The sequence below is a fragment of the Dysgonomonas sp. HGC4 genome (assembly GCF_001261715.1).
GTDB lineage: Bacteria > Bacteroidota > Bacteroidia > Bacteroidales > Dysgonomonadaceae > Dysgonomonas_A.
This window is the reverse complement of record NZ_CVRU01000071.1, coordinates 1-26,575: the sequence shown is the minus strand read 5'-3', so window position 1 is coordinate 26,575 and position 26,575 is coordinate 1. Positions and strand designations below refer to the sequence as shown.

Annotated in this window: 22 protein-coding genes and 2 riboswitches; of the genes, 13 read left to right on the top strand and 9 right to left on the bottom strand. The window is 37.2% G+C overall.

The window, feature by feature from the left end:
• The first annotated feature begins 223 nt into the window (after window positions 1-223).
• From HGC4_RS06680 to HGC4_RS06635, 10 genes are all read left to right on the top strand, one after another.
• The gene (locus HGC4_RS06680; protein WP_050709346.1) at window positions 224-718 is read left to right on the top strand and encodes a PH domain-containing protein; all 495 of its coding nucleotides are present in this window, start codon (window positions 224-226) and stop codon (window positions 716-718) included.
• Between the two features lie 175 nt (window positions 719-893).
• Window positions 894-1,460 (top strand): hypothetical protein, encoded by a 567-nt coding sequence (locus HGC4_RS06675; protein WP_050709345.1) that lies wholly within the window; start codon window positions 894-896, stop codon window positions 1,458-1,460.
• 10 nt (window positions 1,461-1,470) lie between these two features.
• On the top strand, window positions 1,471-2,796 hold the full coding sequence (locus tag HGC4_RS06670) for a TolC family protein (RefSeq protein ID WP_050709344.1): 1,326 nt from the start codon (window positions 1,471-1,473) through the stop codon (window positions 2,794-2,796).
• 121 nt (window positions 2,797-2,917) lie between these two features.
• Window positions 2,918-4,135: an efflux RND transporter periplasmic adaptor subunit gene (locus tag HGC4_RS06665; protein WP_050709343.1), complete on the top strand. Its 1,218-nt coding sequence runs from the start codon at window positions 2,918-2,920 to the stop codon at window positions 4,133-4,135.
• 60 nt (window positions 4,136-4,195) lie between these two features.
• Complete coding sequence (locus HGC4_RS06660) at window positions 4,196-4,627, top strand: hypothetical protein (protein ID WP_050709342.1); 432 nt, start codon at window positions 4,196-4,198, stop codon at window positions 4,625-4,627.
• A 23-nt stretch (window positions 4,628-4,650) separates the two neighbouring features.
• Window positions 4,651-5,394, top strand: a complete 744-nt coding sequence (locus HGC4_RS06655; RefSeq protein WP_050709341.1) for an ABC transporter ATP-binding protein — start codon at window positions 4,651-4,653, stop codon at window positions 5,392-5,394.
• Between the two features lie 122 nt (window positions 5,395-5,516).
• Window positions 5,517-6,737, top strand: a complete 1,221-nt coding sequence (locus HGC4_RS06650) for an ABC transporter permease (RefSeq protein WP_050709340.1) — start codon at window positions 5,517-5,519, stop codon at window positions 6,735-6,737.
• 232 nt (window positions 6,738-6,969) lie between these two features.
• Entirely contained in the window at window positions 6,970-7,842 is an 873-nt protein-coding gene (locus tag HGC4_RS06645; RefSeq protein ID WP_255349824.1) for a sensor histidine kinase, read from the top strand.
• Between the two features lie 7 nt (window positions 7,843-7,849).
• Window positions 7,850-8,548, top strand: coding sequence for a LytR/AlgR family response regulator transcription factor (locus HGC4_RS06640; protein WP_050709339.1), 699 nt, complete (start codon window positions 7,850-7,852; stop codon window positions 8,546-8,548).
• A gap of 320 nt (window positions 8,549-8,868) precedes the next feature.
• On the top strand, window positions 8,869-10,347 hold the full coding sequence (locus HGC4_RS06635) for a glycoside hydrolase family 30 protein (protein WP_050709338.1): 1,479 nt from the start codon (window positions 8,869-8,871) through the stop codon (window positions 10,345-10,347).
• 173 nt (window positions 10,348-10,520) lie between these two features.
• On the opposite strand, the gene HGC4_RS06630 is transcribed toward HGC4_RS06635, so the two are convergent.
• The 5 genes from HGC4_RS06630 to HGC4_RS06610 form a co-directional block, all read right to left on the bottom strand.
• Window positions 10,521-11,981 (bottom strand): glycoside hydrolase family 30 protein, encoded by a 1,461-nt coding sequence (locus tag HGC4_RS06630; RefSeq protein WP_050709337.1) that lies wholly within the window; start codon window positions 11,979-11,981, stop codon window positions 10,521-10,523.
• Between the two features lie 65 nt (window positions 11,982-12,046).
• Window positions 12,047-13,489 carry a glycoside hydrolase family 30 protein gene (locus tag HGC4_RS06625; RefSeq protein ID WP_050709336.1) on the bottom strand — a complete coding sequence of 481 codons (1,443 nt, stop codon included), beginning with the start codon at window positions 13,487-13,489 and terminating at the stop codon, window positions 12,047-12,049.
• 85 nt (window positions 13,490-13,574) lie between these two features.
• Complete coding sequence (locus tag HGC4_RS06620) at window positions 13,575-14,936, bottom strand: DUF5016 domain-containing protein (RefSeq protein ID WP_050709335.1); 1,362 nt, start codon at window positions 14,934-14,936, stop codon at window positions 13,575-13,577.
• 32 nt (window positions 14,937-14,968) lie between these two features.
• Complete coding sequence (locus HGC4_RS06615; protein ID WP_050709334.1) at window positions 14,969-16,495, bottom strand: RagB/SusD family nutrient uptake outer membrane protein; 1,527 nt, start codon at window positions 16,493-16,495, stop codon at window positions 14,969-14,971.
• Between the two features lie 11 nt (window positions 16,496-16,506).
• On the bottom strand, window positions 16,507-19,515 hold the full coding sequence (locus HGC4_RS06610; RefSeq protein ID WP_082204099.1) for a SusC/RagA family TonB-linked outer membrane protein: 3,009 nt from the start codon (window positions 19,513-19,515) through the stop codon (window positions 16,507-16,509).
• Window positions 19,516-19,944: 429 nt separating this feature from the next.
• On the opposite strand from HGC4_RS06610, the gene HGC4_RS06605 reads away from it, so the two are divergent.
• The 3 genes from HGC4_RS06605 to HGC4_RS06595 all read left to right on the top strand — a co-directional run bounded on the left by HGC4_RS06605 (window position 19,945) and on the right by HGC4_RS06595 (window position 21,997).
• Entirely contained in the window at window positions 19,945-20,679 is a 735-nt protein-coding gene (locus HGC4_RS06605) for an NUDIX hydrolase (RefSeq protein ID WP_050709333.1), read from the top strand.
• A 46-nt stretch (window positions 20,680-20,725) separates the two neighbouring features.
• Window positions 20,726-21,115, top strand: a complete 390-nt coding sequence (locus tag HGC4_RS06600) for a VOC family protein (RefSeq protein ID WP_050709332.1) — start codon at window positions 20,726-20,728, stop codon at window positions 21,113-21,115.
• A 135-nt stretch (window positions 21,116-21,250) separates the two neighbouring features.
• Entirely contained in the window at window positions 21,251-21,997 is a 747-nt protein-coding gene (locus HGC4_RS06595; protein WP_157258170.1) for a DUF3667 domain-containing protein, read from the top strand.
• Between the two features lie 64 nt (window positions 21,998-22,061).
• Here HGC4_RS06595 and HGC4_RS06590 read toward each other — a convergent pair whose 3' ends face one another.
• The 4 genes from HGC4_RS06590 to HGC4_RS06575 all read right to left on the bottom strand — a co-directional run bounded on the left by HGC4_RS06590 (window position 22,062) and on the right by HGC4_RS06575 (window position 26,008).
• A complete protein-coding gene (locus tag HGC4_RS06590) occupies window positions 22,062-22,721 on the bottom strand; it encodes a hypothetical protein (protein WP_050709330.1) in 660 nt (219 codons plus the stop codon).
• Window positions 22,722-23,072: 351 nt separating this feature from the next.
• A riboswitch (cobalamin riboswitch) is annotated at window positions 23,073-23,280 on the bottom strand.
• 163 nt (window positions 23,281-23,443) lie between these two features.
• On the bottom strand, window positions 23,444-23,953 hold the full coding sequence (locus HGC4_RS06585) for a threonine/serine exporter family protein (protein ID WP_050709329.1): 510 nt from the start codon (window positions 23,951-23,953) through the stop codon (window positions 23,444-23,446).
• A gap of 11 nt (window positions 23,954-23,964) precedes the next feature.
• The gene (locus tag HGC4_RS06580) at window positions 23,965-24,747 is read right to left on the bottom strand and encodes a threonine/serine exporter family protein (RefSeq protein ID WP_050709328.1); all 783 of its coding nucleotides are present in this window, start codon (window positions 24,745-24,747) and stop codon (window positions 23,965-23,967) included.
• Between the two features lie 198 nt (window positions 24,748-24,945).
• Window positions 24,946-25,150, bottom strand: a riboswitch (cobalamin riboswitch).
• Window positions 25,151-25,189: 39 nt separating this feature from the next.
• Window positions 25,190-26,008: a hypothetical protein gene (locus tag HGC4_RS06575; protein WP_050709327.1), complete on the bottom strand. Its 819-nt coding sequence runs from the start codon at window positions 26,006-26,008 to the stop codon at window positions 25,190-25,192.
• Window positions 26,009-26,575 lie beyond the last annotated feature (567 nt).

Below are 26,575 nucleotides of genomic sequence, written 5' to 3'. Positions count from 1 at the left end.
ATATAAAAGAAAAAATATTTTCAACTAAGAAGTGATATAAATCCTTTTTAGGTTAGTGTTAGTTAGTGTGTTTGTAGGAAGCCCGTGTCGCGAGACAAGGGCTTTTTCGTTTTCAGATCTTTCTGTTCATAATTTTATTATATAATTGGTTGTTATTTGGTAAATTACAAAATATTCATTACTTTGTAATTAAATATTCTAAGCTAACCATATCATATAAATAATGACTACCAAATTAAATATACAGTGGAGTACATACGTAAAATGTATAACTTTTTTAGTTGCTATTATCATAGTAGCCGTAGAAGCAGGTATAGTTTACAAACTATTACATTCTTTTGATTGGCTTCTTTTGATGGTGGGAATCTTTTTTCTGTTGATTTTTATCTATAATGTATTTGAATCTCCTCTTTCGATAGAAGTGACCGATTCTCAAATTGTATTGAATAAAATAACCACTCAGATAAAGATTGATTTTGATGAAATTGAGACCATAAGAATATACAAGCGTGGCACTTTTGATATAAGGTTGTTTGGAAGTGGTGGCTTTTGTGGATTTATTGGTCATTTCTCGAGTAAAGAAATAGGGAAATACAGAGCCTATGTAGGTAACTATGATCAGGCTTTTTTGATAAAAACAAAGAATAAGAAGAATTATGTCTTGAGCTGCGAAGACCGAGACACTATTATATCGCGAGTGAAAGCCAAAATCGGCTAATATACTTGCCCCTTTACATCTACATTAATTATTTTATATGAATCACACTGTAAATCTTCCGATTTTCAGTGTGATTTTCTTTTTGTCGATAGAATTATCCTCTTTGTCGATTATGATTGGCATACTTTAGCACTACCTATATATTTGGATCAGTAATTTATTAAAAATACTGATTATGAAAAAAATACTCTTAGTTATAGCAACCGTTACCATTTGTTTTAATTTATCTGCACAACCACCTATGGGAGGGGGCAGACCGGGTGGCGGAGGACGTCCTCCAAGAGGAGAATTTTCGCAGCGTGGCGAAAATAGCAGTCAGGTGATAGGGATAACCAAACTTCCCGAGATTGAGGGTTTGACCGATCAGCAACGAGAAAAACTGGTAAAGGCTTTGACGGACGAGAGAAAGAGCGTAATGAAACTAACACGTGAGAAACATCAACTTCAGATGGTTATAGACAGTATTCCCAACTCTAAGGATACAGAAAAGAATATCAAAAACATTAATAAAATAGACATCAAGATTCAGGAAGAACAAGCCAAGTATAATAAAAAAATCCGTTCGATACTTTCAGTTGAACAATATGCTATATTCAACGAAAAGCGCGATCAGGTTGAATTTAGCAGACCCGAAAGACGAAGCAGACCCGATGGTGAGCGTCGTGGCGGTCGTGGCAATCGTCCTGACAGAGAGGGAACACCTCCTGAAATGCCTATGAATAGTGATTTTGAAATTGAATAAGAAATAATCGATGAAAAGATATTATACAATAACTATTCTGATTGTAATCTTCGGCTTGTTTATCGTTGATACTCTTTCGGCTCAAAGTAACTGGACATTGAGATCGTGTATAGATTATGCTCGTGAAAATAATATTCAGGTACAAAAGTCGCAGATAACAGAGGATAGCTATGCCGTAGACGAATTACAATCGAAAGCGGCACTTTTTCCAAGTCTTTCGGGTAATGTTTCACATGGTTTCTCTAATACTCAGGTTATCAATACCGATGGTCAATATAGATTCCAAGGATCTCTAATTGGTCAATACTCATTGAATACGAGTCTGACCATTTATGATGGCAAACGTAATCTGAATAACATAAAAGAAGCTCGATTAAAGAAACAAGCACAAGAGTATAATACGCTCGAAACTCAGAATAATATCGAGATTTCTATTACTCAAGCTTATTTGCAGATGCTATATGCACGTGAGGCCATAAAGAACAGCGAAAACATACTCGAATCAACTGCCGCACAGCTAAAGCAAACCAAAGATTTTCTGGATGCAGGAAGTATTACACGCAGCGAGTATGCACAGATTGAAGCCCAGTACAGTGCAAATAAATACGATGTGGTATTGGCTCAAAATTCGTTCGATGATTATAAACTTCAATTAAAACAGTTGTTGGAGTTAGATATCGATGTAGATTTTCAAGTAGAATTTCCCGAATTGAAAGATGACAATGTAATGCGCATGGTTCCTCAAAAGGAAGATATTTATCGTATTGCTTTGAATATTATGCCCGAAATAGAGAACAGTAAACTGGGTGTGAAGATAGCCAACTTGAACAGAGCATCCGCTAAGGCTGGATATTTGCCTACACTATCGCTTTCGGGAAGTATTGGTACGGGTGATACATATACTCAGCCGTCGTCATTCTTTACTCAGATCGGACGAAATTTCAATCAGAATATAGGTCTTACATTGAGCATTCCGATATTTGATAACAGACAAAACAAATCGAATGTCGAAAAAGCAAGTCTGGATATAAAAACTGCTGAATTAGCTTTACTAGATGAGCAGAAAGCACTGTTCCGTACCATTGAAACCTTGTATCAGGATGTAGTTTCGGCACAAAGTAAATATATAGCTGCTAAAGATAAACTGGGATCATCAGAACTAAGCTACCATCTTGTAGCAGAACAGTATAATCTGGGAGTGCGTAATATAGTGGAGCTTACTACCGAAAAAAATAATTATGCAAATGCTTTACAAGAATTTATACAAGCAAAATATTCAGCCTTGCTAAGCTTGAAATTACTGAATTTTTATCAGGGAGAAGAAATCAGTCTTTAAGGTATCAGGTCTGATTTTATTTGACAGGCAGATCTATAAGGCTATTTTTTTGAGTGAATACATTGATTCAGCCCTACATCAAAGTAATAAAAAGGTCTGAGACCTTATAACGAAATAAACAATGAACAAAAAAATAAAGAAATATCTAATTATTGCAGCTGTGATTGTTATTGCCTGTGGTCTTTATTTCTTCTTACCCGGAAGTAAAAAGTCTGCAACGGTTTTAGATACGGCTAAAGTAGAGAAAGGAGACGTATCTACATCAGTAACAGCTACGGGAACTATCGAACCGATTAAACTCGTAGAAGTGGGTACGCAGGTATCGGGGGTAATATCGAAAATTTATGTAGACTTTAATTCGGTAGTAAAGAAAGGCGATATATTAGCCGAACTGGATAAAAATCTGCTTAACTCGGAATTGGAAAATGCTCAGGCTAATTTGATGACAAATAAAATCGAATTGGAGCATGAGCAACGTAACTACGATCGTCAGAAAGGTCTTTGGGAAAAGCAGGCAATAAGCAAAGTAGATTGGGAGAATGCTCAAACAAGCTACGAGACTGCAAAATATGCCGTAACCTCGTCTAAAGCGGCGGTTTTCAAAGCTCAGACTAATCTGGGATATGCAACTATATCTTCAACTATAGATGGAGTTGTAATATCAAGGGCAGTAGAAGAAGGTCAAACAGTTGCAGCATCTTTTAGTACACCAACTCTGTTTACGATTGCGAACGACCTGACCAAGATGCGTGTGATTGCCAATGTTGACGAAGCTGATATAGGTGGCGTAGTTGAAGGACAACGCGTATCGTTTACAGTAGATGCTTATCCAAACGATGATTTTGATGGTAAGGTAGTGCAAGTACGTCTCGAAGCTACAACAACATCTAATGTAGTAACTTACGAAGTGGTGATAGATGCACCTAATCCCGATTTGAAATTGAAACCGGGTTTAACTGCCAGCGTGAATATCTACACTATGGAGGAAAAAGATGTTCTTAAAGTTCCCTCTAAAGCCTTGCGTTTTATGCCCAATCCCGATCTTTCGAAAGAGATAAAAGATTTGGTTGTGGAACATCCTATACAAACCGATCCAAAGAATAAAAATCAAAAGCTTGTTTGGGTTAAATCTGACAATAAATTATCGGCCCGATTGATTACTGTAGGAGTATCAGATGGTATTTTGGTGATGGTTAAAGAGGGATTGAACGAAGGTGATGTGATTGTGACAGGTATCTCTCAAAAAGCCACTAAAGGTGCAGAGCCTGAAGCCACGGCAGCTAATGGAGAATCGAGCCCTTTTATGCCGAAACGTCCCGGTGGAGGTGGCAGAAGGTAAATAAGATTTGATACTTACTATAACTCAAAATAATGCAAACAACAAAAAACGATAATCAGAATGAAAACGAAGAATAGAATTACAATAGCATTGCTATTTATAAGCCTCATTATACCGATTGCGGGTTATGCACAATCTAAAGCCGCTAATCGTGAGAACAAATCGACTCGAAAAGAGCAGGCTGAATATTTAACGGAAACGTATCGTTTTACGCGAAACAATTTCAAGGAATACGAATTGAGAAACCAGATAGAAGATTTACCCGGAGTTATAGCCGTTCAGGTGAATAATGGAAGCTCTACGGTGGTCGTTAAATTTGATAAAAGCCTCAACAGTAAAAAGAAACTGAAAAAGTCGTTCACGAAAATAGGTGTTCCCGGAGACTTTGAGGATAGCAGTAAAACAAAACGCAGAGAAAGTAGTACGAGAGAGACGAGCGGAAGAGATTCCAATGGACGCAGTGAGGCAAGTGAAAACAATACCAGACGATAAGTATCTGCTATAAAAAAGAAACAATGGCAAAAGAAATAATAAAAGTAGAGAATCTGAAACGCGACTTTGTGGTGGGCGACGAAACTGTACATGCCTTGAGGGGAGTAAGTTTCTCGATCTACGAAGGTGAGTTTGTTACCATCATGGGAACAAGTGGTTCGGGTAAATCTACATTGTTGAATATTCTCGGTTGTTTAGATACCCCTTCGGTAGGCGAGTATTATTTGGATGGAGTATCGGTCAGAACAATGGACAAAAACAGCAGGGCTACACTTCGCAACCGAAAGATAGGTTTCATATTTCAGTCATACAATCTTTTGGCAAAAACAACGGCTGTCGAAAACGTAGAACTGCCCTTGATGTATAACCCCACAGTATCATCCAAAGAGAGACACGAACGTGCCATAAAAGCGTTGCAGGATGTAGGCTTAGGCGATAGGCTCAATCATAAGTCGAACCAAATGTCGGGAGGTCAGCAGCAGCGTGTGGCAATAGCCCGTGCTTTGGTAAACGAGCCTGTTATTATATTGGCAGATGAGGCAACGGGGAATTTGGATACACGTACTTCGTTCGAAATACTAACCCTTTTGCAACGAATGCACAAGGACGAAAACCGAACTATTATTTTTGTAACTCACAATCAGGAGATTGCCGATTTTAGCAGTCGTAATATTGTGATTCGCGATGGACGTATCAAAGAAGATACCTACAATACAAACATTAGGTCGGCAAAAGAAGTCTTACAGAGTTTACCTAAAGAAAACTAAGCTTCCAAACCTTTCTTGCATATTCGGCAAGAACGAGAGTCTTAGTAGGTTATAGTATAGCATATAGAGTTAAGTAAGTAGCCTTACTTACAATAGGTTTCAGACCTTAATCAACGGAAAGAATGAATTTTATCAATCTATTTAAAATAGCACTTCGGGCACTGAGTGGCAATAAATTCAGAGGTTTTTTAACCATGCTAGGTATTATTATCGGTGTGGCGGCAGTAATTACCATGCTAGCCATAGGGCAGGGATCGAAGCGTAGTATACAAGATCAGATTTCGACCATGGGATCGAATATGATAAATATCCGACCCGGAATAGGTCAGTTTGGCGGAGTACGTCAAAGTGCTTCGAGTATGCAAACTCTCAAGCTTGAGGATTACGAAGCCATTGCCGATCAGGCTCAATATATTTCGGCAGCTTCGCCCGAGGTATCCTCATCAGGTCAGGTTATTTATGGAGCAAACAACTCGCCCACATCTATATACGGAGTCAATCCCTCGTATCTTGAGATTCGTAAATATACAGTTGCTCAGGGAGAAATGTTTACCGAGGCAGATGTAAAAGCCTCAGCTAAAGTATGTCTTATAGGGCAGACGGTCGTAGATAACCTTTTTACCAATGGCGAAGATCCCGTAGGGCAAACTATCCGTTTCAATAAAATACCTTTCAAAGTGATTGGTGTATTGACTTCAAAAGGAGATAATACAATGGGTATGGATCAGGATGATCTTATTCTTGCTCCTTACACAACAGTTCAGAAACGTATCTTGGCAATTACGTATATACAGTCAATATCAGTTTCGGCAGAAAGCGAAGATGCAACCGAAAATGCTATTGCAAGCATAGAAGATATACTTCGTCAACGTCACAAGATAGGAGCAAATGACGATGACGACTTTAATGTACGTTCACAAAAAGAGCTGATTACAATGATGAGTTCTACAACCGATATGATGACTATACTATTGGCTTGTATTGCAGGTATCTCGCTCTTAGTAGGTGGCATTGGTATTATGAATATTATGTATGTGTCTGTAACAGAGCGTACCCGCGAGATAGGTTTGCGTATGTCGATAGGTGCTAAGGGTATAGATATACTGATGCAATTTCTGATCGAGGCTATTCTATTGAGCGTTACGGGTGGTTTAATTGGTGTTGCAATAGGCATAGGGAGTTCGTATTTGGTGAAAAATATATTGTCGTGGCCAATCGATATTGAGGTTTATACCATAGCTTTGTCTTTTCTTGTATGTACAGCTACGGGTATATTCTTCGGATGGTATCCTGCAAAGAAAGCTTCGGATCTCGATCCGATAGAAGCCTTACGATACGAATAATTATTGTAATTAGAGTTTAATAACTATGAGCCTGAAATTCTTTATCAAAATATTTTCACATATACTCATCTGGTGTATTGTCTTACTCGTGCCGGTGTATATTATGTCGCGCGAGGGAACTTTCGACAGTAGACCGTATATGTCTTACCTAACACAGCTGAGTATATTTGCCTTATTGTTTTATGTCAACTATTTATACCTGATAGATAAGCTGTTGTTTCATAAACAGTTTTTGACTTATATCTGTGTAAATATTGTACTTATAGCAATGCTCGTGGGTATTCAGGCAATGGTTATGGATGTTATTTTCACTTCGGCTTACGATGGCACTCCACCGCCTATGGAAGAGAGAGGTGGGAGAGGTGGAGGTCCACGCCGACACAAGCCACCTTTCGGGATGCGTATTTTTACCGATTATCTGCTAATAGTGTTTGTCATCGGGTTGAGTGTTGCCATAAAAATGACAGCTCGCTGGTATCGCGATTCTATTAATTACGAGAAAGTAAAGAGTACTCAACTCGAAGCCGATCTGAGGAATTTAAGAAGTCAGCTTAATCCTCATTTTCTGTTCAATACGCTTAATAATATTTACTCGCTGATAATGATAGATCAGCCTAAAGCACAAGATTCAGTTCATCGGTTAAGCAATCTGTTACGATACGTGTTGTATGACAACGATCGAAAGTTTGTACCCATCGATAAGGAACTCGAGTTTACGCGTAACTATATCGATTTGATGAAATTAAGGATCAGTTCTAATGTTCATCTCAATGTCGTGATCGAGAATAAAGGCAGTAAAGATATGGTGGCATCGCTGATGTTTATGACCCTTATCGAAAATGCTTTTAAGCATGGGTTGAGTACTCATAAAGACAGTTTTATTGATATAAAAATATTGGTAGAAAAAGAAAAAGGTGTACTTTGCACAGTCGAAAACAGTGTATCGATCTCAGAAGCAAATATAGAGGTACGCAATTCGGGTATAGGATTGGCTAATCTTACGAAAAGACTCGAATTGATTTATCCTCAAAATCACGAACTTATAGTCGAAAGACGAAGCGAAAGCTTCTTTGTATTGCTAAGGATTGATTTTCCTGTAAAATAAAAATAGTATGAAACTACGAAGTGTAATAATAGACGATGAGCCTTTGGCAATAGATCTATTGAAATCTTATGCCAAACAAACTCCTTACCTCGAACTTGTGGCTACCTTCGAGAATCCATTGGATGCGATGGAAACTCTCGCTACGGGTAATATTCAGCTATTGTATCTGGATATTAACATGCCACAAATCAATGGAATGGAGTTTTCGAGAACATTGTCAGCCTCAACCCGAGTTATTTTTACAACCGCTTACGATCAGTATGCCATCGAAGGGTTTCGCCTCAATGCATTGGATTATTTACTGAAACCTATTAGTTATACCGAATTTCTGCAAGCATCGAATAAAGCTCTCGAATGGTTTAAGCTTGTGGATACAAACGAAGCATCAAGCATTTTCGTGAAATCGGGCTACCGAATGGAAAAAATAGAATTGGCAAATATTCTGTATATTGAGAATCAGAAAGATTACGTAAAGTTTCATGTTGAAGGAGTTCCCGAACCCATCAGTTCATTGATGAGTATGCAGTCGTTGGATGAAAAACTACCCTCGAAGCAATTTATGCGTGTGCATCGTTCATTTATTGTGAATCTCAACAAGATAAAAACTATCGAGCGTAACTGCATTGTTTTTGGCAAAGAATATATTCCCGTATCGGATTCGTATAAAGAGAAATTTATGGAGTTTCTGAATAAAAGTTTCTTCTAAAAAACACAATAAGCATTATCGTTTTATTGTGGCTGTTTATCTATCTACTTTCTTGATTCTATGGTATAGGAAGTAGATTTTTTTGTGCTGATTAATCAAATTGTTACTAAAAGATACTTTTTATCCTCGCTTAGAGCGTCTGTTGATTGTTAAATGTCAATCTTCTAGAGTTAAAGTTTAAACAAATATCATCTTGATCGTGTTAATCAAAAATACAATAAGTAATTGTTGTGTTTTTTTATTGAATGCATACTCAAGTAACCTTAATGATCATTTGTACTATTTTATAATAAAACTTTATAAATCTAATTTCCAAGTGTATGAAAAAGCATTATTTTGGAGTTGCAATTTGCTCCCTTCTTTTCACATTATCATGTTCGAATGATTCCTTCGATGTTCCAGATTCATCAGATCAAACTGCATTGAGATCTGCAGCTAATCCGCAAGGCGTTACTCTTATGTGGAATAACGAAAAACAAGTAATCGATGGATTTGGTGTGGCTCAAGCCGGTTGGGCAGATCGGTTTTATGCACACAAAAAACGGTCGGAAGTAATGGGCTTGCTATTTGGAGCCGAAGGTCTTCATCTGAGTATTTTAAGAGGAGAGGTATTTCCTCACTATGCTAAAAGCGAGGCGGATATTAATTTTGATGTTCATGCTAATATTGATATGCCTTTGACCGATCCTTTTTTTGATACCATGACCGAAGATCTATTGAGACGTGGACAATTGTGGATTACCCGCGAAGCAAAAAATACATACGGTGTTGATAAACTGGTGTTCTCTACATGGTCTCCTCCTGCTTATATGAAATCTAACGGACAAGTTTCTAAAGGTTCATTAAAAACCGCTTACTATCAAAAGTATGCCGATTATCTGGTAGATTTCTATAAAGCATATCAGTCTGTTGGATTGAAGCCTTATGCCATATCGCCGGCTAATGAACCCGAGTTTCCCGCAGAGTGGAACTCATGCGTTTGGTTTCCAGCATCTTCTACTTTAGGCAAATTTATAGCCAAGAACATGGGACCTGCGTTTCAAGGAAATAATGTGGATGCTAAAATTATCTTTGGCGAAAATGCTCAGTGGAGTACTTTTGCTTTGGTAATGGGTTCATTATTATATGTAAAGAATATCCTGAAAGGGTATCCTGAAATTGCAAACATGAATGCAATAGCATCAGGGCATGGTTATCCTGATCCTATCACCAATAAAGATTTGGCAATAGTACCATATCCTGCAGCAGAAGACAAGGGACTGAATGTTTGGTTGACTGAAGTGAGTACTGTTGATGATCTTGATCCCTCTTTTACTAACGGGTTGAAATGGGCGGCAACCTTCCACCGATATCTACACGATGCCAATGTAAGTGCTATTATATGGTGGGCAGGTGCAAGACCTACTTCTAACAATGAAAGCCTTATCGTTTTAGATCCTGATAGAGAAAACTATACAGTAACTAAACGTTATGATACATACGGAAACTTCACCCGATATATAAAACCGGGCAGTCATAGAATAGAAGTTGCCAGAGGTAGTCAATTGCCTACCGATTTTCATCTGACAGCCTATAAAGATGGTAGTGACTATGTTGTTGTTACCGTAAACCTTACTGATAAGGAAGTAGTTACCCCTGTAACCATCGATGGTGTAACTCAACTTAAAGGTATGAAGCGTATTCTAACTGATGCAAATAATAAGTGGGCTGAATCTGAAGTAGCTCCCGATTCTAATAATATTTATACAATGACTGTTCCACCTAAGAGTGTGGTTACTTTCGTAGGAACTGTTCAATAATTATCTACTTCTCATTTTGGTGTTATCTGCAAAGAGGCTGCCCGTTAGGGTAGCCTCTTGTTTTTGTAAAAGGAATTTATTCTCCTACATGCAGAATATTTAAAGAAAGAACCACCGAAGACAAAATGCTTCGGTGGTTTTCTGCTTGAAAATATGTATAAAAAGAAAAAAGGTTAGATTGATTTTTTCCAGATATAAGAAACTACCGATTTAGCAGGAACTTCGTGTGTAAACACATTAGTACCTTCTGCTACGCTTATTTTTTGAGCAGTGTCTTCCTCGTTCAGTAATACTACTGAAAACGATCCGTCTGGATTTTCGAATGCCGAATAATAAACTTTCGAAGAAGTGTTTCCGTCAGCTTTAATTCTTCTAGCACCAGGTTTAATCACTTTCGATAAGTGAGCCATTGTGTAGTAGTGGCTGTTGAAAGTCATGGTAGCATAGTCCGAAGAATCGATGTCTATTGCACCTAAGCAAATATCGCATCCACCGGGACGGTATGGTGCATGTTTGTCATCCAACATAAAGTTCCACATGATAACTGCTTTGTTGAAATTGTTGATGGTTCCGATACAAACCTCTCTCATATTCCACATCAAGTCTTTCCCAAAATCATATCCGTCACCCCATAGTCCGATAGACATTTCGGTGAAGTATAGGTTTTTGTCAGGACGTGCTTCATGTATTTTCAATAGTTCCGATTTGTCACCGCCATAAGCGTGATAAGCAGCACCATCTATGTATTTAGCAGCTTCTGTATCTTCATAAATTCTCAAAGGATATTGACCTTGATCTGCATTCTCTGGTTTATTTACATCATAATCGTAGTTGTGATCGTAAACCAGAATTTTTGTTTTGATGCCATTCTTTTCGAAAGCAGGTCCTAGAGCTGTTTTGATAAAATCGCGTTGCTCTTGCCAAGTCATATATAATGATGCTGAGTTGCCTCTGTTAAGTGGCTCGTTTTGAATAGTAATAGATTCTATGTTGAATCCTTCTTTTTGCATCTCTTGCAGATACTTCACAAAGTATGTTGCATAATCTTGATAGTAATCGGGGTTTAGCTGACCGCTAGTCCAAGAGTCGAAAGGCTTTCTGTCTTTCAAGTTATCCACCTTCATCCATTTTGGAGGAGTCCAAGGCGATGCCATGATTTTGATGTTCGGATTGATTGCCAATATTTCTTTCAGAATAGGAAACAAATCGCGTTTGTCTAATTCGTGCATCTCAAAATTCTCGATACCGGGCTTGTCGCAATAGGTATAATCTTCAAGAGAAAAGTCAGAACATGCAATCGAAATACGGATATAGCTATATCCTACACCATCAACAGGATCGAAAGTATCTTTCAATAACTTAGTTCTGTTTTCGGGAGTCATTTTTAGCAAGTTATAACAGCTCGAACCGGTTATAGCTGCACCAAATCCATCCATTTCCTGATATTTCACACTAGCATCTAGTGTTATCAGATTGTGTTTGATAGTATCGTTATTGGTTTGCAACAAAATACTATCCTTTGCCATAGTCATTGTTTTGTCAGCCGTTGTAATATAAGCTTCTACAAAAGTAGGCTGTTTGCTACACGACATAAACGCCAAAGCAACTGACATTGCTAATAAGGTTTTCTTCATTTGTAAATATTTATATGATTATTAGTTATGAAATATATTCTTAGCTTAGCATAAGCTCCGAAATCTTACTTGTATATAAACGATGCAACCGATTGATCGAACAGGCTATATGTAAATCGTCTGTCGCCTGTGCGTACCGTAAATTGCTGATTGGCTCCCGTTTGATTGAGTACTACCACCACTTTAGAACCATCAGGGTTGAGGAACGAACATATTTGCATATTGCTCGGTTTTGTACCTACAACAGTATGATTGATTCTGCGTGCGCCTTCTTTAATAAATTTAGAGAAGTGTCCCAGCAAATAATACTCTTCGTTTACGCTATATGTGTTATTATCTTTGATGGTTACAACACCTCTACAATCTTGACATCCTCCGCCCGTAGTTGTTACAGGACCATTACCCGAATCGAGTGCTATATTCCACATCAAGAAGTTTCTCGATCCTTTATTGATGGTTGGCATCAGCATTTCTTTCATGTAATAAAGCATATTGCCGATAGCATCGTCGGTATTCCATCCGCCACCCGATTGCTCAGTAAAATATAACGGAACATCAGGATGCGTTCTCAATAAATTATCCAAATCATTAGGAGAACCGCCATATCCATGAAATGCAGCACCGCCAATATATTCTCTTGTTTTAGAATCGTTCAATATCTTAGTAGGGTAGTCGTATCCGTCGAAGTTATGATCCCAGATCAGAATTTTAGTAGCAATACCTGCTTGTTTCAATTTAGGACCTAAGTAATCGCGTATGATTTTGTTTTGTTCGTCCCATTCCATATACATGGTTGGGTAAGAACCTATTTCGTGTCGTGGTTCGTTTTGTAAGCTTATTGCGTCAATGTTTATACCCTCGTTTTTGTAAGCTTGGATATATTTTATAAAGTATTCCGAAAAGTCGTTGTATACAGATTCTCCGATTAAAGAACCTCCATACAGATTTTTATTTTTTTTCATCCAAGCCGGAGCAGTCCATGGAGTACTCATCAGTTTGATGTTTTTATTCAGAGCCAGAATCTCTTTTAGTACGGGAAGTAAATCGCGTTTGTCAACAGCGGGTATAGCAAAGTTGTTGATTCCGTTTTCGTCGCAATACGTATAATCGCCCATCGAAAAGTCGGACGATCCTATTGCCAAGCGTAAATATTTAAGGGCAATACCGCTTTCGGTAAATAGGTCGCTAAGAAGTTTAGCTCTTGCAGCTTCCGACATGTTCTTGATAAGATAAGCCGATGAGCCTGTAAGTGAACCTCCAAAACCTTCTATTTCTTGTTTAAGGTCAGTGCTATCCAGTCTGATTGTGAGATTCGCGATATCATTCGAAAAGTTGATATTTGTTTGCTTGGTTAATCGCTGTGTGCCCGATCTTATAGTTAGGTAAAGTTCTACGCCTTTAGCCTCTACTTCTGGTTGAGGTTCGGTTGCTGGTTCATTCGAATCATCCGATGAACATGATGCCAAGCCTAGTAATAGTGATGTAAAAAGAATAAGGTATTTTTTCATATTATTCTATTCTTGAAAGTTATATATGCTCTGTCCTTTTTTTGAAGAAGAACAGAGCATAAATTTTAATGTCAATCAATAATCATTAAGGAAGAGTTACCGCTACTGCCGTTACTATCTTAGTTGCCAGATTTATTGTTATTGTATAGTTGCCCGATTTAGCTGTCGGAGCAGGATACCAGTTACCATCTTTTGCACCTTTCGTTGTACTGTTTATAAGAATTTCAGGAAGAACATAATCATCCGATTTTTTCTCATTACCCCAGCCCTTGTTTTCAAAGAACTTGAAGTTTGCTTTTGCAGCATCAAAATAAACAGTTGCCTGATAGGTATTGTCTGATACTTTACGAAACAGGATAAATTGTTTGATCTGATCAAATCCCCATCCGGTAGTTGCTTCAATCTTAGTTTTAGATGGATAGCCTAAACCTTCGCCACATGCCAATAGTACGTTTGGATAATTAGAATCCAAATCTTGTACCAATACATATTTGCGTGCAGGGCTATAATCTAATACCCAAGGACCTGTTTCGCCAAGGAATTTTACTTTGTCAGCACCTACGCGCTCAAAATAATCAAGATTAAATACTGCATCTTTAAGGTCGCCTGTTAGTGTAATTTCTTTGTTTTTCTCGATATAGAAACTACCTTCTTTGAATGTTTCTCCACTTATCTCCGAATCCATAAATACATCAAGGCTCAAGCTTGAAATGTTTACCAGATCTTCACCAAGAAGAGATGTTCCAAAGGTGTAAGTATTGAAGATGATACCTGTGGTCGATTTCTTCATAGGTTCAGCAGTTTTGATATAATCGCCACCTTCATCTACTATCTGAATAGTTCCATCTTTAAGACCCCATACATGACCCGAGAAATCGATTTGATCTTTGTCTGTAATTTTCTCTGCAATCTTATAACGGATGTTGTTTTTAAGATCTACTCCCGGAGATTCGTACTCATCCGATTTGTCACCTTTTGGTGTAAGAGTAATTACTTTTCCGTTATCTAAAACCAAATACAGATTTTTGTAATATGTTCTGTATCCTTTGATTCCAGTAATAGAGCTTGTTGTAACATCGCCTTCTACATTTATTAGATTCAGAGTAACCTCAACATCTGCATTGTTTGTCAGTTCGCTGATATATGCTACCTGAAATTTAGCTGAAACTTCGGCATTATTACCCTTTGTTCTTAATTTTTGGGTTGCAATCACTTTGTCGTTTACTACCATTCTCATTTCTAATGTAGAAAGAGGCGTTATTGCATCCGAAACCTTTGCTGTAATGGTAACTGAGTCACCATATACAAAACTGGTAGGATTGATTGTTGCCGATTCGATAACGGGTGTCGAGTGTGGATACACTACGCGTTCGTCTTTCTCTTCGCACGACACAAGCATAAATGTAGCAAGTAATCCTAGTAATATATTTATATTAATTCTTTTCATTGTAATACGTTTTACTGATAATATTCTACTGCTTAGTACCCTGGATTTTGAGTAAGATTAACGTTTTGGTCCATTTCGCTTTGAGGAATTGGCCATACTAATCTGTTCTCGTTTAATCTCGAAGCATAATTTTTTTGATGATCGCCACATGATTTCATTACAGGGATAAAGCGTTCTCTGCGTTTTAGGTCAAAAAAGCGTTTTCCTTCAAAAGCAAACTCAAAGCGATTTTCATTCTCTATGGCTAAGCGAATGTCTTCTTTCGAATTGGCAGTTGTATTAGGAAGAGTAGCACGGGTACGTACTTTATTGATAAGCTCTTTTGCTTTAGAAGAATTGCCCAATTCGTTTTCAGCCTCAGCCAATAGTAAGATAGCTTCGGGTAAACGGAAAAGGATAATGTTTCCTTTCTCCTGACTTCTTAGCTTATTACAGAATGGATAAGCATTAGATGGCCAGTATTTGTCAGCCCAAAGACCTGTTACATCACCAAAACGGATAGAAGCGTCACGACGAACAATGTCTCCGGCAGCTGTAAATGCTTTGTATAAATCTAGACTTGGAGTGTTGAATTTTTTCCAGTCTACACCATAAAACATACTTGCTCCCCAGTTACCTAATCCCGGTGAACCAGTGTAGTTAACTTCGAATAACGATTCCTTCGAATGTTCGTTTTTCAAATCTACTTTAGGTAAAACCTTATCCGGAGCTTTTTCACCAATAGTGAATATGTCATCGTAATTATCTAAAAGACCATAACGACCATCGTTTACTACGGCTTCTGCATATTGTTTCACTTTAGCCCATTGTGTATTGGCAAAACCGTCTTTAGTTGCATAAACCTGAGCAGTTATCAGATTGGTAAGAGCTCTTGTTATTTTAAACTTATTAGTTCCTGAATAATCGGGTACGTTTGCAACAGCAAAATCAAGATCTTTAAGAATCTGAGTATAAACCGAGTCTTTAGATGTTTGAGCTGGATATAATAGTGGATATATCTCGTCGATATTCTCAGTGCTTATTTCGGGAATATCCTCGGTGATAAGAGGTATGTGATCATATATTCTTACCAAATTGAAATAACACAAAGCTCTGATTAAAGAAGCTTCTCCTAATATCTCATTGCGGCGTTGACTGCTTAGAGCGGGATCGGTAATACGAGGTACCCATGTAAGTATTGCATTTGTTTTAGCAATATGCTTGTACACAGCGTCCCAAGCTCTGCCAACGTTTTGATTTGTAGGTGTTATTTTAAATTCGTCTATTTGCATACGTTGAACGTTAGGTTCACCTGCATATGAATTATCAGCTTGTGCATCATTGATGATGTACCAGTCTAGTTGCCAAAATTCGGCACTGAAATCGTTATATGCACCAGCTAATAATTGTTCAGCTTGTATGGCTGTGGTATATTTCAGTGAATCTTTATTACTGTTATCTATGCCCAGATTTTCATCAGTAAGTTCTGAGGTTGGTTTTTCGTCCAGAAAGTCGTTGCAAGATACAAGAGCTAAACTGACAAGCGAAACACCTAAGAGGTATTTTATATTGTATTTCATGATTGTTCGATTTAGAATGTTAGATTAAGACCGAAAATGAAAGAACGGGTTTGAGGGAATGTTCCCATATCGATACCCATTTGAGCAGCAGCACCCGATGTGGTAGTACTAGTGTTTATCCAACTCAATTCAGGGTCATAGCCTCTGTATTTAGTAAGAGTAATCAAGTTATCAGCCGTTCCGTATACGCTAAGACCTGCTATACCCAGTGGTTGAAGCAATTTCTTGTCGAAATTGTATGCCAATGTCAAAGCTTTTAAGCGGATATAAGAACCATCTTCAACAAATCGAGTTGAGTTCAGAACGTTTTCGCTACCTGATACTGCTCTCGGCACATCCGAAATCATACCCGGACGCATCCATCTGTTAAGTACAGTAGTTGTTTGGTTCTTTTGGTCGAACATACCTTCCGAGTCTATTCTTGTAGCATTGTAAATATCATTACCATATGATCCTTGGATGAATGCCGATAAGGTGATTCTTTTCCAAGTAACATTATTTGTAAAACCGTAGGTAAAGTCTGGTTGAGCGTTACCAATAACAGTTCTGTCGTTAGGATCAGCTCCACCGGTAATGCCGTTGTTGTTCAAATCTTTGTATATCATATCTCCGGTTTCTGGATCAACGCCTTGAGCAATGTATCCGTAGAAGCTACCCAATGGAAGACCTTCTTTCATTATGATAACGTCTGAATAATTGCTCTCTATTCTTGCTGTGGTATATTGAGAAGTTAAACCCAGTTTAGACAGTTCGTTTTTGTTGAAAGACATATTTAGAGAAGCATCCCAAAGAACGGCTCCTGTTAGAATATGACCTGTGATATTAAATTCGAAACCTTTATTGATCATTTCACCATCGTTTCTCATCGGAAGATCACGTCCAATACTACTCGGTAATGTTATATACAACAATAGGTCTGTTGTTTTCTTGTAGTAAGCATCGAACTCTCCGGTTAATCTTGAATTGAATAAGGTAATATCTAACCCCGCATTAAACTGAGTAGTTGTTTCCCATTTAAGATTGCGGTTTCCGTATCTACCATCACTAACATTAGGCCCTGTTGTTGAAGACCCATCTTGTGTGATGATGTGTTTTGCCATATAATCGTAGTTTCCAATTCCGTTTTGGTTACCATTTTGTCCCCAAGCCAATCTAAGTTTAGCATCATTAACAACAGTAGTTAATGGTTGGAAGAAGTTTTCACTAGAGAATCTCCATCCCCCTGATACTGATGGGAAATATCCCCAACGGTTGCCCGGAGCAAGTTTAGATGATCCGTCAGCACGAATATTAGCTGTGAATAAGTAGCGGCTTTCATAGTCATATTGTGCACGTGCCAATACTGATACTAAGGTATTAGCATCGCGAGCAGTTGTTGCACTGTTGATTTTGTTTGCCATATTCAATGTCATAGTCTCAAGGTTAGCACCTTTTACAAAATCTTCAACTGCCATGTATGTATTGCTGTGGTTGTATTTTTGGAAAGTGCCACCTCCTAATAATGACAGGTTGTGTTTGCCATTGAATTTTTTGTCGTAGGTCACAATGTTTTCACTTAACCATGTTGAGTATTCATCGTCAGCATGTTCGCCACGTCCATTAGCAGTACGTCCAAAATTAGTTTTCACAGGATCAATAAATTTATCCCATTTATGTGACGTATAATCAAGAGCAAAACTAGGTTTGAAGTGTAAGTCTTTGGTAATTGTAAAGTCTAAACCTACATTACCCATGAAACGGTTGTCAGAGTTTTTATCGTATGTTTCAACCTGCGCATATGGGTTTTCCCACGATCCTTGATATGGATTTCTGTAATACCATGTAGGTTCTGTTGGATCCCATTTCTCCATGAAAGGAGGTGTATTTAATACCGACATGATAACTCCACCACGTCCCGAGTTAGCATTATCAGCCACATCGCGGCGTGAAGTTTTTGCAAAACTCACGTTCGAAGTAATTTTTAACCAGTCTTTAGTTTGTGCACTGGTATTACTACGGAACGAGTATCTGTCGTAAGAAGCAGGAGCAATAATACCAGTTTCATCTTGGTAACCACCCGATATAAAGTAATTTACTTTATCAGTACCACCCGAAAGAGATACTTGGTAGTTTTGCTTAACACCTGTTTTGTACATTTCGTCACCCCAATTGGTGTATGTGTTTTTCGATCTGTCAGAATAACCAGCTCCATATATTTCGTCCAAAAGGTCATAATATTGAGTAGTATTCAATGTGTTGATCTTCTTGCCTACATTAGAGAATCCAGCAAACATCGATACGTTTACTTCCGATCTTCCCGCAGTACCTTTCTTAGTTGTAATTAAAACCACACCATTAGCAGCACGTGCACCATAGATGGCAGCAGAAGAAGCATCTTTTAGTATCTGTAAGCTCTCTATATCCGTTGGCGAGATATTGGTAATGTCATTCGTTGGGATACCATCCACAACGTATAGAGGATCATTACCTGCATTTAAAGAAGTAGTACCACGTACGCGTACTGTAAGACCGGCTCCGGGTTTTCCCGAAGGTTGAATTACTTGTACACCGGCAGCTTTACCTTGTAGAGCTTGTTGTGCCGAAATAACGGGACGATCTGCCCATTCTTTAGATGATACACTAGCTACGGCAGTTGTAAGGTCTTTTTTTCTGACCGTACCATAACCCACTACAACAACCTCGTCAAGAGCTTGACTGTCGTCTTTTAGTGTAATATCTATTTTTGTTTGACCATTTACAGCAACTTCTGCTGCTTCCATACCTAAATAACTAACTACAAGAGTTGCATTGCTTGGTACAGATATAGTATAATTACCGTCAAAATCGGTAACGGTACCGGTTGAACTATTGCCTTTTACAACAACAGTGGCTCCAATAATTGCCTCTCCCGTCAGATCCTTCACATTACCCGTTACCTGAACGGATTGTGCAAAAGCTAGTGCCGGAAGCATGAGCAACATTATTGCCAGGCAAGTTTTTTGCCAAGACTTCATTAGTCTCATTTTTTTCTTACTGTTCATAGATTCCAAGATTTAAATTGCCATTTAATATTAAATTATAGCTGAGATTTGTTTTTCGTACCGAGCTCGAGGTTTATTATCACTCGGTTTAAAGATTATTTTATTTGCTGAGAGATTATCTAAGGGTAAATACATGAATAGTGAAAGAGGCCAATATCAGTTGAGGCATAGAAAGCCTCACTCAAAGCTTTTGTTATCATCGCACTATGGTATTTTGGTTAAACAATGTTTAGGTTTCTGTACAAAGGTGAATAATAATTTCTAAAGAAAACGAATTTTAATTGTTAAATATACACTAAGCTAAGTGTGTTTTATGACTTTTGTTAGTGTTGGTAGAACACGATATGTTTTTTGAGGTAAAAAGATTGAGAGTACAAAAAAAAGTCTAAATTTGTGTTGCTTAATAATATATATCTTATACATTTCCGAATGGGTGCATCTAATATTCTAAAGAACATATCGGTTGACTGTGTCGTTTTTGGCTATGAAAGAAACGCTTTAAGGGTATTGCTTCGTCAGGAGTTCATTAATTACCGAGGACGTATCTATGAGGAATGGAAACTTCCGGGTAACCACGTACTGCGTGAAGAAACCACTGATGAGACCGCCGTTAGAATACTACGCGAACAGAGTGGTGTTACCGAAGATGTTTATCTGAAACAGTTAAGTGTATTTAGCGATGTAAACCGTTTAAAGTTACGCGATAGGGATTATAAATGGAAGAAAGAGCAAGGTGTAGGAGACAATAGGGTAGTAACGGTTGCTTACTATTCGTTAGTTAATGTCTCGGATATAGATGCCTCTCATCTTTATAATGTAGCTCGTTGGCATAAGGTGTCGGAAGTAAAAGAACTGATATATGACCACAAAGATATATTAGATACGGCATTGATGCAGCTGCGTGAAGATCTGTTGAATAAGCCGATCTTGTTCGAGCTGTTACCCGAACTTTTTACATTGACAGAATTGCAGACTCTTTATGAAATAATTTTAGATACAGCTTTTGATAAACGTAATTTTAGACGTAAAATCTCGAACATGAAATACCTGATACCATCAGGGAAACGTCAGGAGAATGTGAGTCATAAACCTGCTATGTTGTATCTGTTTGATCGTAAAATCTATGAGAAAACAAAACAAGACCGATTTGACTTTTCTGTCTGAAACCGAATGCTTGTCATTACTCTTTCAAGCATGGGTTTGAATAGTAGTGAGTGTTTTATTGTGTTTTCACACGATCAAAGGTGCTGAATGCAAAGAATTCTATCTGAAGTATTTTGGAGCTGTTGTTACATTCGACTACGAATGGTATTTGGTTGTAGCATTTGGCGATAAAAAACAGTTTACTTTGTCTTTTATGGTTCCACAAGACAATGAATCTTTGTTTGAAGATAAGGGGCTGACACTTAATTTTCATGTAGATATTGTTTATAGTGAGTATCAGCGATTAGTTATTACAGAAGGCTTAAAAGCAATAAGACCTCTAGCTGATAATCCATGGGGTGACAGGTCTTTTACGATACTCGATCCTATAGGGAATATCTTATATATTTACAGTGAAATAAAGCCTACCGAAGAATTTACCGTAGCATATAAATGAAAATAAGAGATATTGGACGAAAAGAGCCTCTGAAATGTAAGATACATTTTTAGAGGCTTTTTTATTTAGAATTTTTTTGATTCTTAGAACTAAGTAAACAGAAATAACGTTGTATAGATGGTAAAATGTAATAATATGAGTGAGACGGAAAAACGCTGTTTAAATTGTAATAGTATAGTAGAGGGCAATTATTGCAGTAAATGCGGTCAGCCGATAGACTCTTCACGAATAAACATAAAACATCTTTTGGAAGAGCTTCAATCTGGAATTTTCCATATAAACAAAGGATTAATTTATACAACGAAAGAATTACTGCTTAGACCTGGGAGTACAATAAGAAATTACATATCGGGTAAAAGAGTAAAATATTCGAAGCCCTTTACATTTCTTATAATTTGGGGAGCAGTTTATAGTATTATATTCCATTTCTTCAATTATTTTCCGATGACGGAAATGAATGATCAAAACAATGAAGTCTTAGGATATATTCCGTTGTTTCATTGGTCATCAATTAATTATTCGTTGGTTGCTCTGTTTTTAATGCCAATTTATGCTTTCTCTTCTTATCTCTTATTTCACAGAAAAGGGTATAATTATACAGAGCATCTTGTTGTGTTTTCTTATATTCAAGGAGCTACAATTTTTCTTATACTATTGTGTTATCCTTTAATATATCTGTCAAAATCTGTTCATGTATATAAGCTGGTGCATGCTTTTTCTGAAATTTATGTGATCTGGGGGTTATCTCAATTTTTCAGAACCTCTTCATGGCTTAAAGCAATAAGCAAAGTTATTTTGATCATTGTTTTGACTACAATTTTCTTAATGGTCTTATTAGGCATTATTTATATAACGCTTAGACATTACGATATAAGATTGTAGAGCAAAATAGAGGATTAAAATATAAAAGAAAGAACCCCAAATTATTACAGTTTGGGGTTATCTTTTAATCTTTTGTTTGATCGAATCGTTCTTGTAAATCTTCAATAAGTTTGCTTTGCTCTTTTATCACTTTGTCTTGGTTGATGACATACAAAGTTAGTTCTTCTATTTTTTGTAGTAATTTGATTTGAAACTCATTTATATTGAGTCCATTTTCCACCATTTGCTTTTCAGAAGGAATTTCAGGAAGATGTTTATTCTCTTTGACAAAAGCTTCTACTTCCGTTAATGACTTTAAGCCATACTCATTGCTAAAGACATGGTCAGCTCCTGCACTAATCGTAACTTCAATTTCTCTAGCTTTTAATTTTCCGGCTATTTCCTGATCTCCTTTGTCTGTAAGAACTTTCGCCCATATACCTTCCCCATCAACATTAGTACTTCGGATATATAATTTGGGATTGTATATTCCAAAGTTAGCTTCAAATACTAATTGGGCTCCAAAGTGATATGGCTTATCGGTTATAAGAGCATTTGACGAGTGAGCTAAATTTATACCCCAAAACCAATAGCCACTTGTTTGTGGAGCATTTATTGAATTATCTCCTTTGCTTTCATAGAATCCCGATTGTTTTAGGGTGTTCCAATTTGTAATTGTACTTGTCTGAGATTTTACAGATAGAGATACTATTACGATTATAGCTACAAGTAATGCTTTTTTCATAAGATGTGATTTTAATTAGTCTACAAATGTATTACTAATTTTAAGCTATTTGGTCAGTAATTTGGTATTCTCTACATCGAAAAGCCCCAAGTAATCACTACTTAGGGCTTTCCAAATACTAAAACACCACAGCGGAATATCTTTAGAACATTCCTATTATTTTATCTTTAGAGACAAGACTGACTTGTCGTAATATATGTATTGCGATTTGCTTATTTTGAAGATGTTGTAAACGCTTCAGACTCCGATAAGAGCATTATATACAGCGTTTCGGCTGTAATTAAGTAATTCCTTAAATGAAAATGTATATCTGTCTGGTTTTGCGTTTTCAGCCTTACTCCTCGAAAGCATCTAACGAATATTTATTTTGGCAGGTCTTCTGACTTACTCCGTCTTTTGAACATCCTTCCCATTTCTTTAGTCGAAACAGTGGTGTGAGATTTGTTCAAAGACTGTTGTAGAGCTTACAGCAGCGGGTCTGTTCAGGAATTTCACCTGATTCTCTTTTCAGCATATGTCCGTAAAAAGGATTAATGCCACCAAAATCAAAAGCAAAAATAGTAAAAAAAACGAGAGTTCATTATTTATTATAAATATAATGTTGCCAGAATGCTTGTTACATCAAGTCTATTGATATTTATCTCTCTTTAAAAAAAAAGCTCCGAACAATCGCTGCTCAGAGCTTTTATACAAAATACTATAATTAAAAACTATCCATATTGTTAGAATTTTATGATGGTGGTTTTTCCCAGTTTAATTTCTTTGGTACTTTTCTTTCTGAAAAATAAAGCACCTACACATATACCTATTGCTAACGAGAATAGGAGCGATGAGGTAAGAATGAAATTATACGCTGTCTCTTGCAAAATATGAGGTTCTTGAGTGATCAACCCATCGGTATAAATTTTAATCCATCCCATCATGGTGCGATAGGCATACAATCCGGGAATCATCGTTATACATGCTGGCATTGTAAATACCACGGGAGGTGTATGCACTTTGTGTGCACAATATATACCTGCTATACCTATAAATATAGATCCGGCAAGAGTGGATGATACCAATCCGAAATCGAAATGAAGGAGGATAAAGCGAATGCAGTGTCCTATTCCTCCCAATAAACCTGCAACATATAGAACCCGCTTGGGGGTTTCGAAGAGGAGGGCAAAGCCCACAGCTACAAGAAATGCAAAAGCGGCATCTTTGAACATCAAAAATATAAAATCGGTCATATTTCTAATTCTTAAAAGTTATTGACTCCTATTAATGCGATACTAAGCGACATGCCTACTGCAATGCAGAGGAGAACGAAGCCTCCAAACATACCCCGTGCCAAAGCTGTAGGAATGTATCCCTCGAAGAGGTCTATAACTGAATTGATAAGGGGAACACCGGGAATAAGAAATAAGACGGAGGTTGCAATTGTCTTTTCTGGAGATTGTCCGATGTGATAGAGCATATCCATTCCCGAAATCATAGTGGTGACAAAGGCTGATAAAAGAATGGCAATCATAGCATTAAATTTACATGCCATAACTTGTTGCCTTACAATTAATCCCGTAGTAGCTGCCACAAAAGCAATAGAACCATTTATCCAGTCGCCGCCGGCAAGTATACATAGAGCCGCACAAGCAAATCCGATGCCGAGGCGTATAGTCCATTTATTGTGTCGCGGAGTATAATGGATGTCCGAAAGTAGCTTCTCAACCTCATCTATTGACATCTTTTCTTCGTAAGCTTTCCACGATAGAAGGCTTATTTCGGTAAGAATACCATAATGAACGCCATGAGTAGTTGCTTGCCTGTTACTTGTTGCTTTGTTTTCGGGGTTATTCATATCGACAACCGTTACCGAAACGCCTGTAAAGGAAATGAAAAGATCGATTCTGAAATGCCATGTGTCAGCAAAGCGTTGTACATTGCGGTTGATACGTCCACAGTGAGCGCCCGACGATAGTAGGAGAGTGCTCATGTCGAGTATAAGTTTGGCAAACCGATCAGCCTGAATAAATTTGTCTGTTTCCACCTATGTAATTATTTGTTTTATTGAGAACAATAAACAGTTGCTATATATTAGAAAATAGTGACAAGGTTGCTGTGTGTTAGTCTTTCGAAACCACAGTTAGCCTAAAAATTCTATTCAATATAGAATCATTATTCTTTTCTAAAAATAAGATGACTGCTATTGCATTTTTTGTTCGTTGCACCTCTAAAACCCGAGAGGATTAATCTGTTAAGTATTGGCAGGTCTTCTGACTTGCTCTATCTTCGAACCCCTTCCCGTTTCGTTATCAGAAACAGTGGTGTGAGATTTGTTCAAAGACTGTTGTAGAGCTTACAGCAGCGGGTCTGTTCAGGATTTGCACCTGATTCCCTTTTCATCAATTTCTGTGCATACAGAAACTGACACCAAAACTTGGGGTAAAGATATTAAATGAATTTGTCAAATCATAGCGATCCGTACAATTTTAATTATGCTTGGGCTCTGCGTGAATTCTAAAGGAATAATAGTCGGCAAAATCTTCTTTAAATGTATACAGAACAATGTTTGATTTGTCAGTAACCCATATAGCTAGAGGCTTTGCCCCTTCTTTTTTATGTTTGAATAGCTGGTTGTATTTTTCTGTCAGCAGGTCATTTGTACTGGTTGTATAAGTTGGTTTTGTATATAAGGAGCTTATGTAGTTGAAGAGAATTTTTTCGCTTCTTTTTGCAAACACACTCTCATCTTCGCTTTTGCGAGTGAATGAAGATAGGTCAATAGATGGAGTATTATCTTCGAAGACATAGTAGGTACCTAGCTCATGATCGTCAGATAGAACATTTGCGTATCCTGTGCTATGTGGAGCAGATTCGGTTATGTCTTTCCAATTGAGGCCTAAAAAATCTTTATCATCGAGAATGTCAATATAAGTAGTATCTGCCTGTATAATCTTATTATCCTTATATCCTAATAGAATGGATTTGTATTTGGATGGAAGAAAGAAGTTTTGAGACCATCGCCATGTAAATGAGTGATCAGTAAAAAGATGAAAGCGGCCAACCTCAGGAACAGTCCATACCAAAGAGTCGTATGAATCATATATGTCCAATAGTGTAAAGCTACTTTCGGAATATATATCAAACTGTATTAGCTCAAAAATATTTCCGGTTTGCTGTTTAGCTTTTACTTGTATTTTTACTAGTGGGTTTGGCGATTTAGAGTCATCATCATCTAAGATTTTGTCAGAGTCAGAGCATGACGAGGCGAACAAGCTAATAAGTATCAGGTAAATTAAGTTTTTCATATAATTATAAGTTTAGACCTTGTGTTACAGATCGAAGTCGGTTGAGATTAACACTGTGTGATAATAAAATTAGTATTACAAATATAAAGGATTAAATTGATAGGAGGTTAATAATAAGCAGAAAAAAGAAATTGGCATATTGTAGATATGTCTAATTGCGTGATGCTTATGTCTAAAAAGACTCTTCTTCGATTTTTTTGATGAATATTGTGATAGATTTATTTTATAATCGATAGATGTGTGAATGTGTTGTTTGTGGATTAACAAATAAAAAGAGAAAAATTAATTATCAATACTTGAATATTTCTTAAACATATTAATTGTTGAATTTTGAATGTGTTTTATTTACGCTTGTAAAGCCTTATAAGCTTGGATTTTACGAACTGATTATTCCAATTTAAGGTTAACCTAAAGGAGGGCGTTTTGGTAAGTTGTTGTAATATAGAAGGTTCATTTAGTTTATGATGTTTTTTTTATTATGAATGAATCGTTGAAATTGTTTAGATTTTAAATTCTATACTTATCTTTGTGCTCAACGACGATTTTAAAAATATAACCCATTATCTC

Coding starts and splice junctions, on each gene's coding strand:
- HGC4_RS06680 (WP_050709346.1), top strand. CDS start 224: ATGACTACCAAATTAAATATACAGTGGAGTACATACGTAAAATGTATA.
- HGC4_RS06675 (WP_050709345.1), top strand. CDS start 894: ATGAAAAAAATACTCTTAGTTATAGCAACCGTTACCATTTGTTTTAAT.
- HGC4_RS06670 (WP_050709344.1), top strand. CDS start 1,471: ATGAAAAGATATTATACAATAACTATTCTGATTGTAATCTTCGGCTTG.
- HGC4_RS06665 (WP_050709343.1), top strand. CDS start 2,918: ATGAACAAAAAAATAAAGAAATATCTAATTATTGCAGCTGTGATTGTT.
- HGC4_RS06660 (WP_050709342.1), top strand. CDS start 4,196: ATGAAAACGAAGAATAGAATTACAATAGCATTGCTATTTATAAGCCTC.
- HGC4_RS06655 (WP_050709341.1), top strand. CDS start 4,651: ATGGCAAAAGAAATAATAAAAGTAGAGAATCTGAAACGCGACTTTGTG.
- HGC4_RS06650 (WP_050709340.1), top strand. CDS start 5,517: ATGAATTTTATCAATCTATTTAAAATAGCACTTCGGGCACTGAGTGGC.
- HGC4_RS06640 (WP_050709339.1), top strand. CDS start 7,850: ATGAAACTACGAAGTGTAATAATAGACGATGAGCCTTTGGCAATAGAT.
- HGC4_RS06635 (WP_050709338.1), top strand. CDS start 8,869: ATGAAAAAGCATTATTTTGGAGTTGCAATTTGCTCCCTTCTTTTCACA.
- HGC4_RS06630 (WP_050709337.1), bottom strand. CDS start 11,981: ATGAAGAAAACCTTATTAGCAATGTCAGTTGCTTTGGCGTTTATGTCG.
- HGC4_RS06625 (WP_050709336.1), bottom strand. CDS start 13,489: ATGAAAAAATACCTTATTCTTTTTACATCACTATTACTAGGCTTGGCA.
- HGC4_RS06620 (WP_050709335.1), bottom strand. CDS start 14,936: ATGAAAAGAATTAATATAAATATATTACTAGGATTACTTGCTACATTT.
- HGC4_RS06615 (WP_050709334.1), bottom strand. CDS start 16,495: ATGAAATACAATATAAAATACCTCTTAGGTGTTTCGCTTGTCAGTTTA.
- HGC4_RS06610 (WP_082204099.1), bottom strand. CDS start 19,515: ATGAACAGTAAGAAAAAAATGAGACTAATGAAGTCTTGGCAAAAAACT.
- HGC4_RS06605 (WP_050709333.1), top strand. CDS start 19,945: ATGGGTGCATCTAATATTCTAAAGAACATATCGGTTGACTGTGTCGTT.
- HGC4_RS06595 (WP_157258170.1), top strand. CDS start 21,251: ATGAGTGAGACGGAAAAACGCTGTTTAAATTGTAATAGTATAGTAGAG.
- HGC4_RS06590 (WP_050709330.1), bottom strand. CDS start 22,721: ATGAAAAAAGCATTACTTGTAGCTATAATCGTAATAGTATCTCTATCT.
- HGC4_RS06585 (WP_050709329.1), bottom strand. CDS start 23,953: ATGACCGATTTTATATTTTTGATGTTCAAAGATGCCGCTTTTGCATTT.
- HGC4_RS06575 (WP_050709327.1), bottom strand. CDS start 26,008: ATGAAAAACTTAATTTACCTGATACTTATTAGCTTGTTCGCCTCGTCA.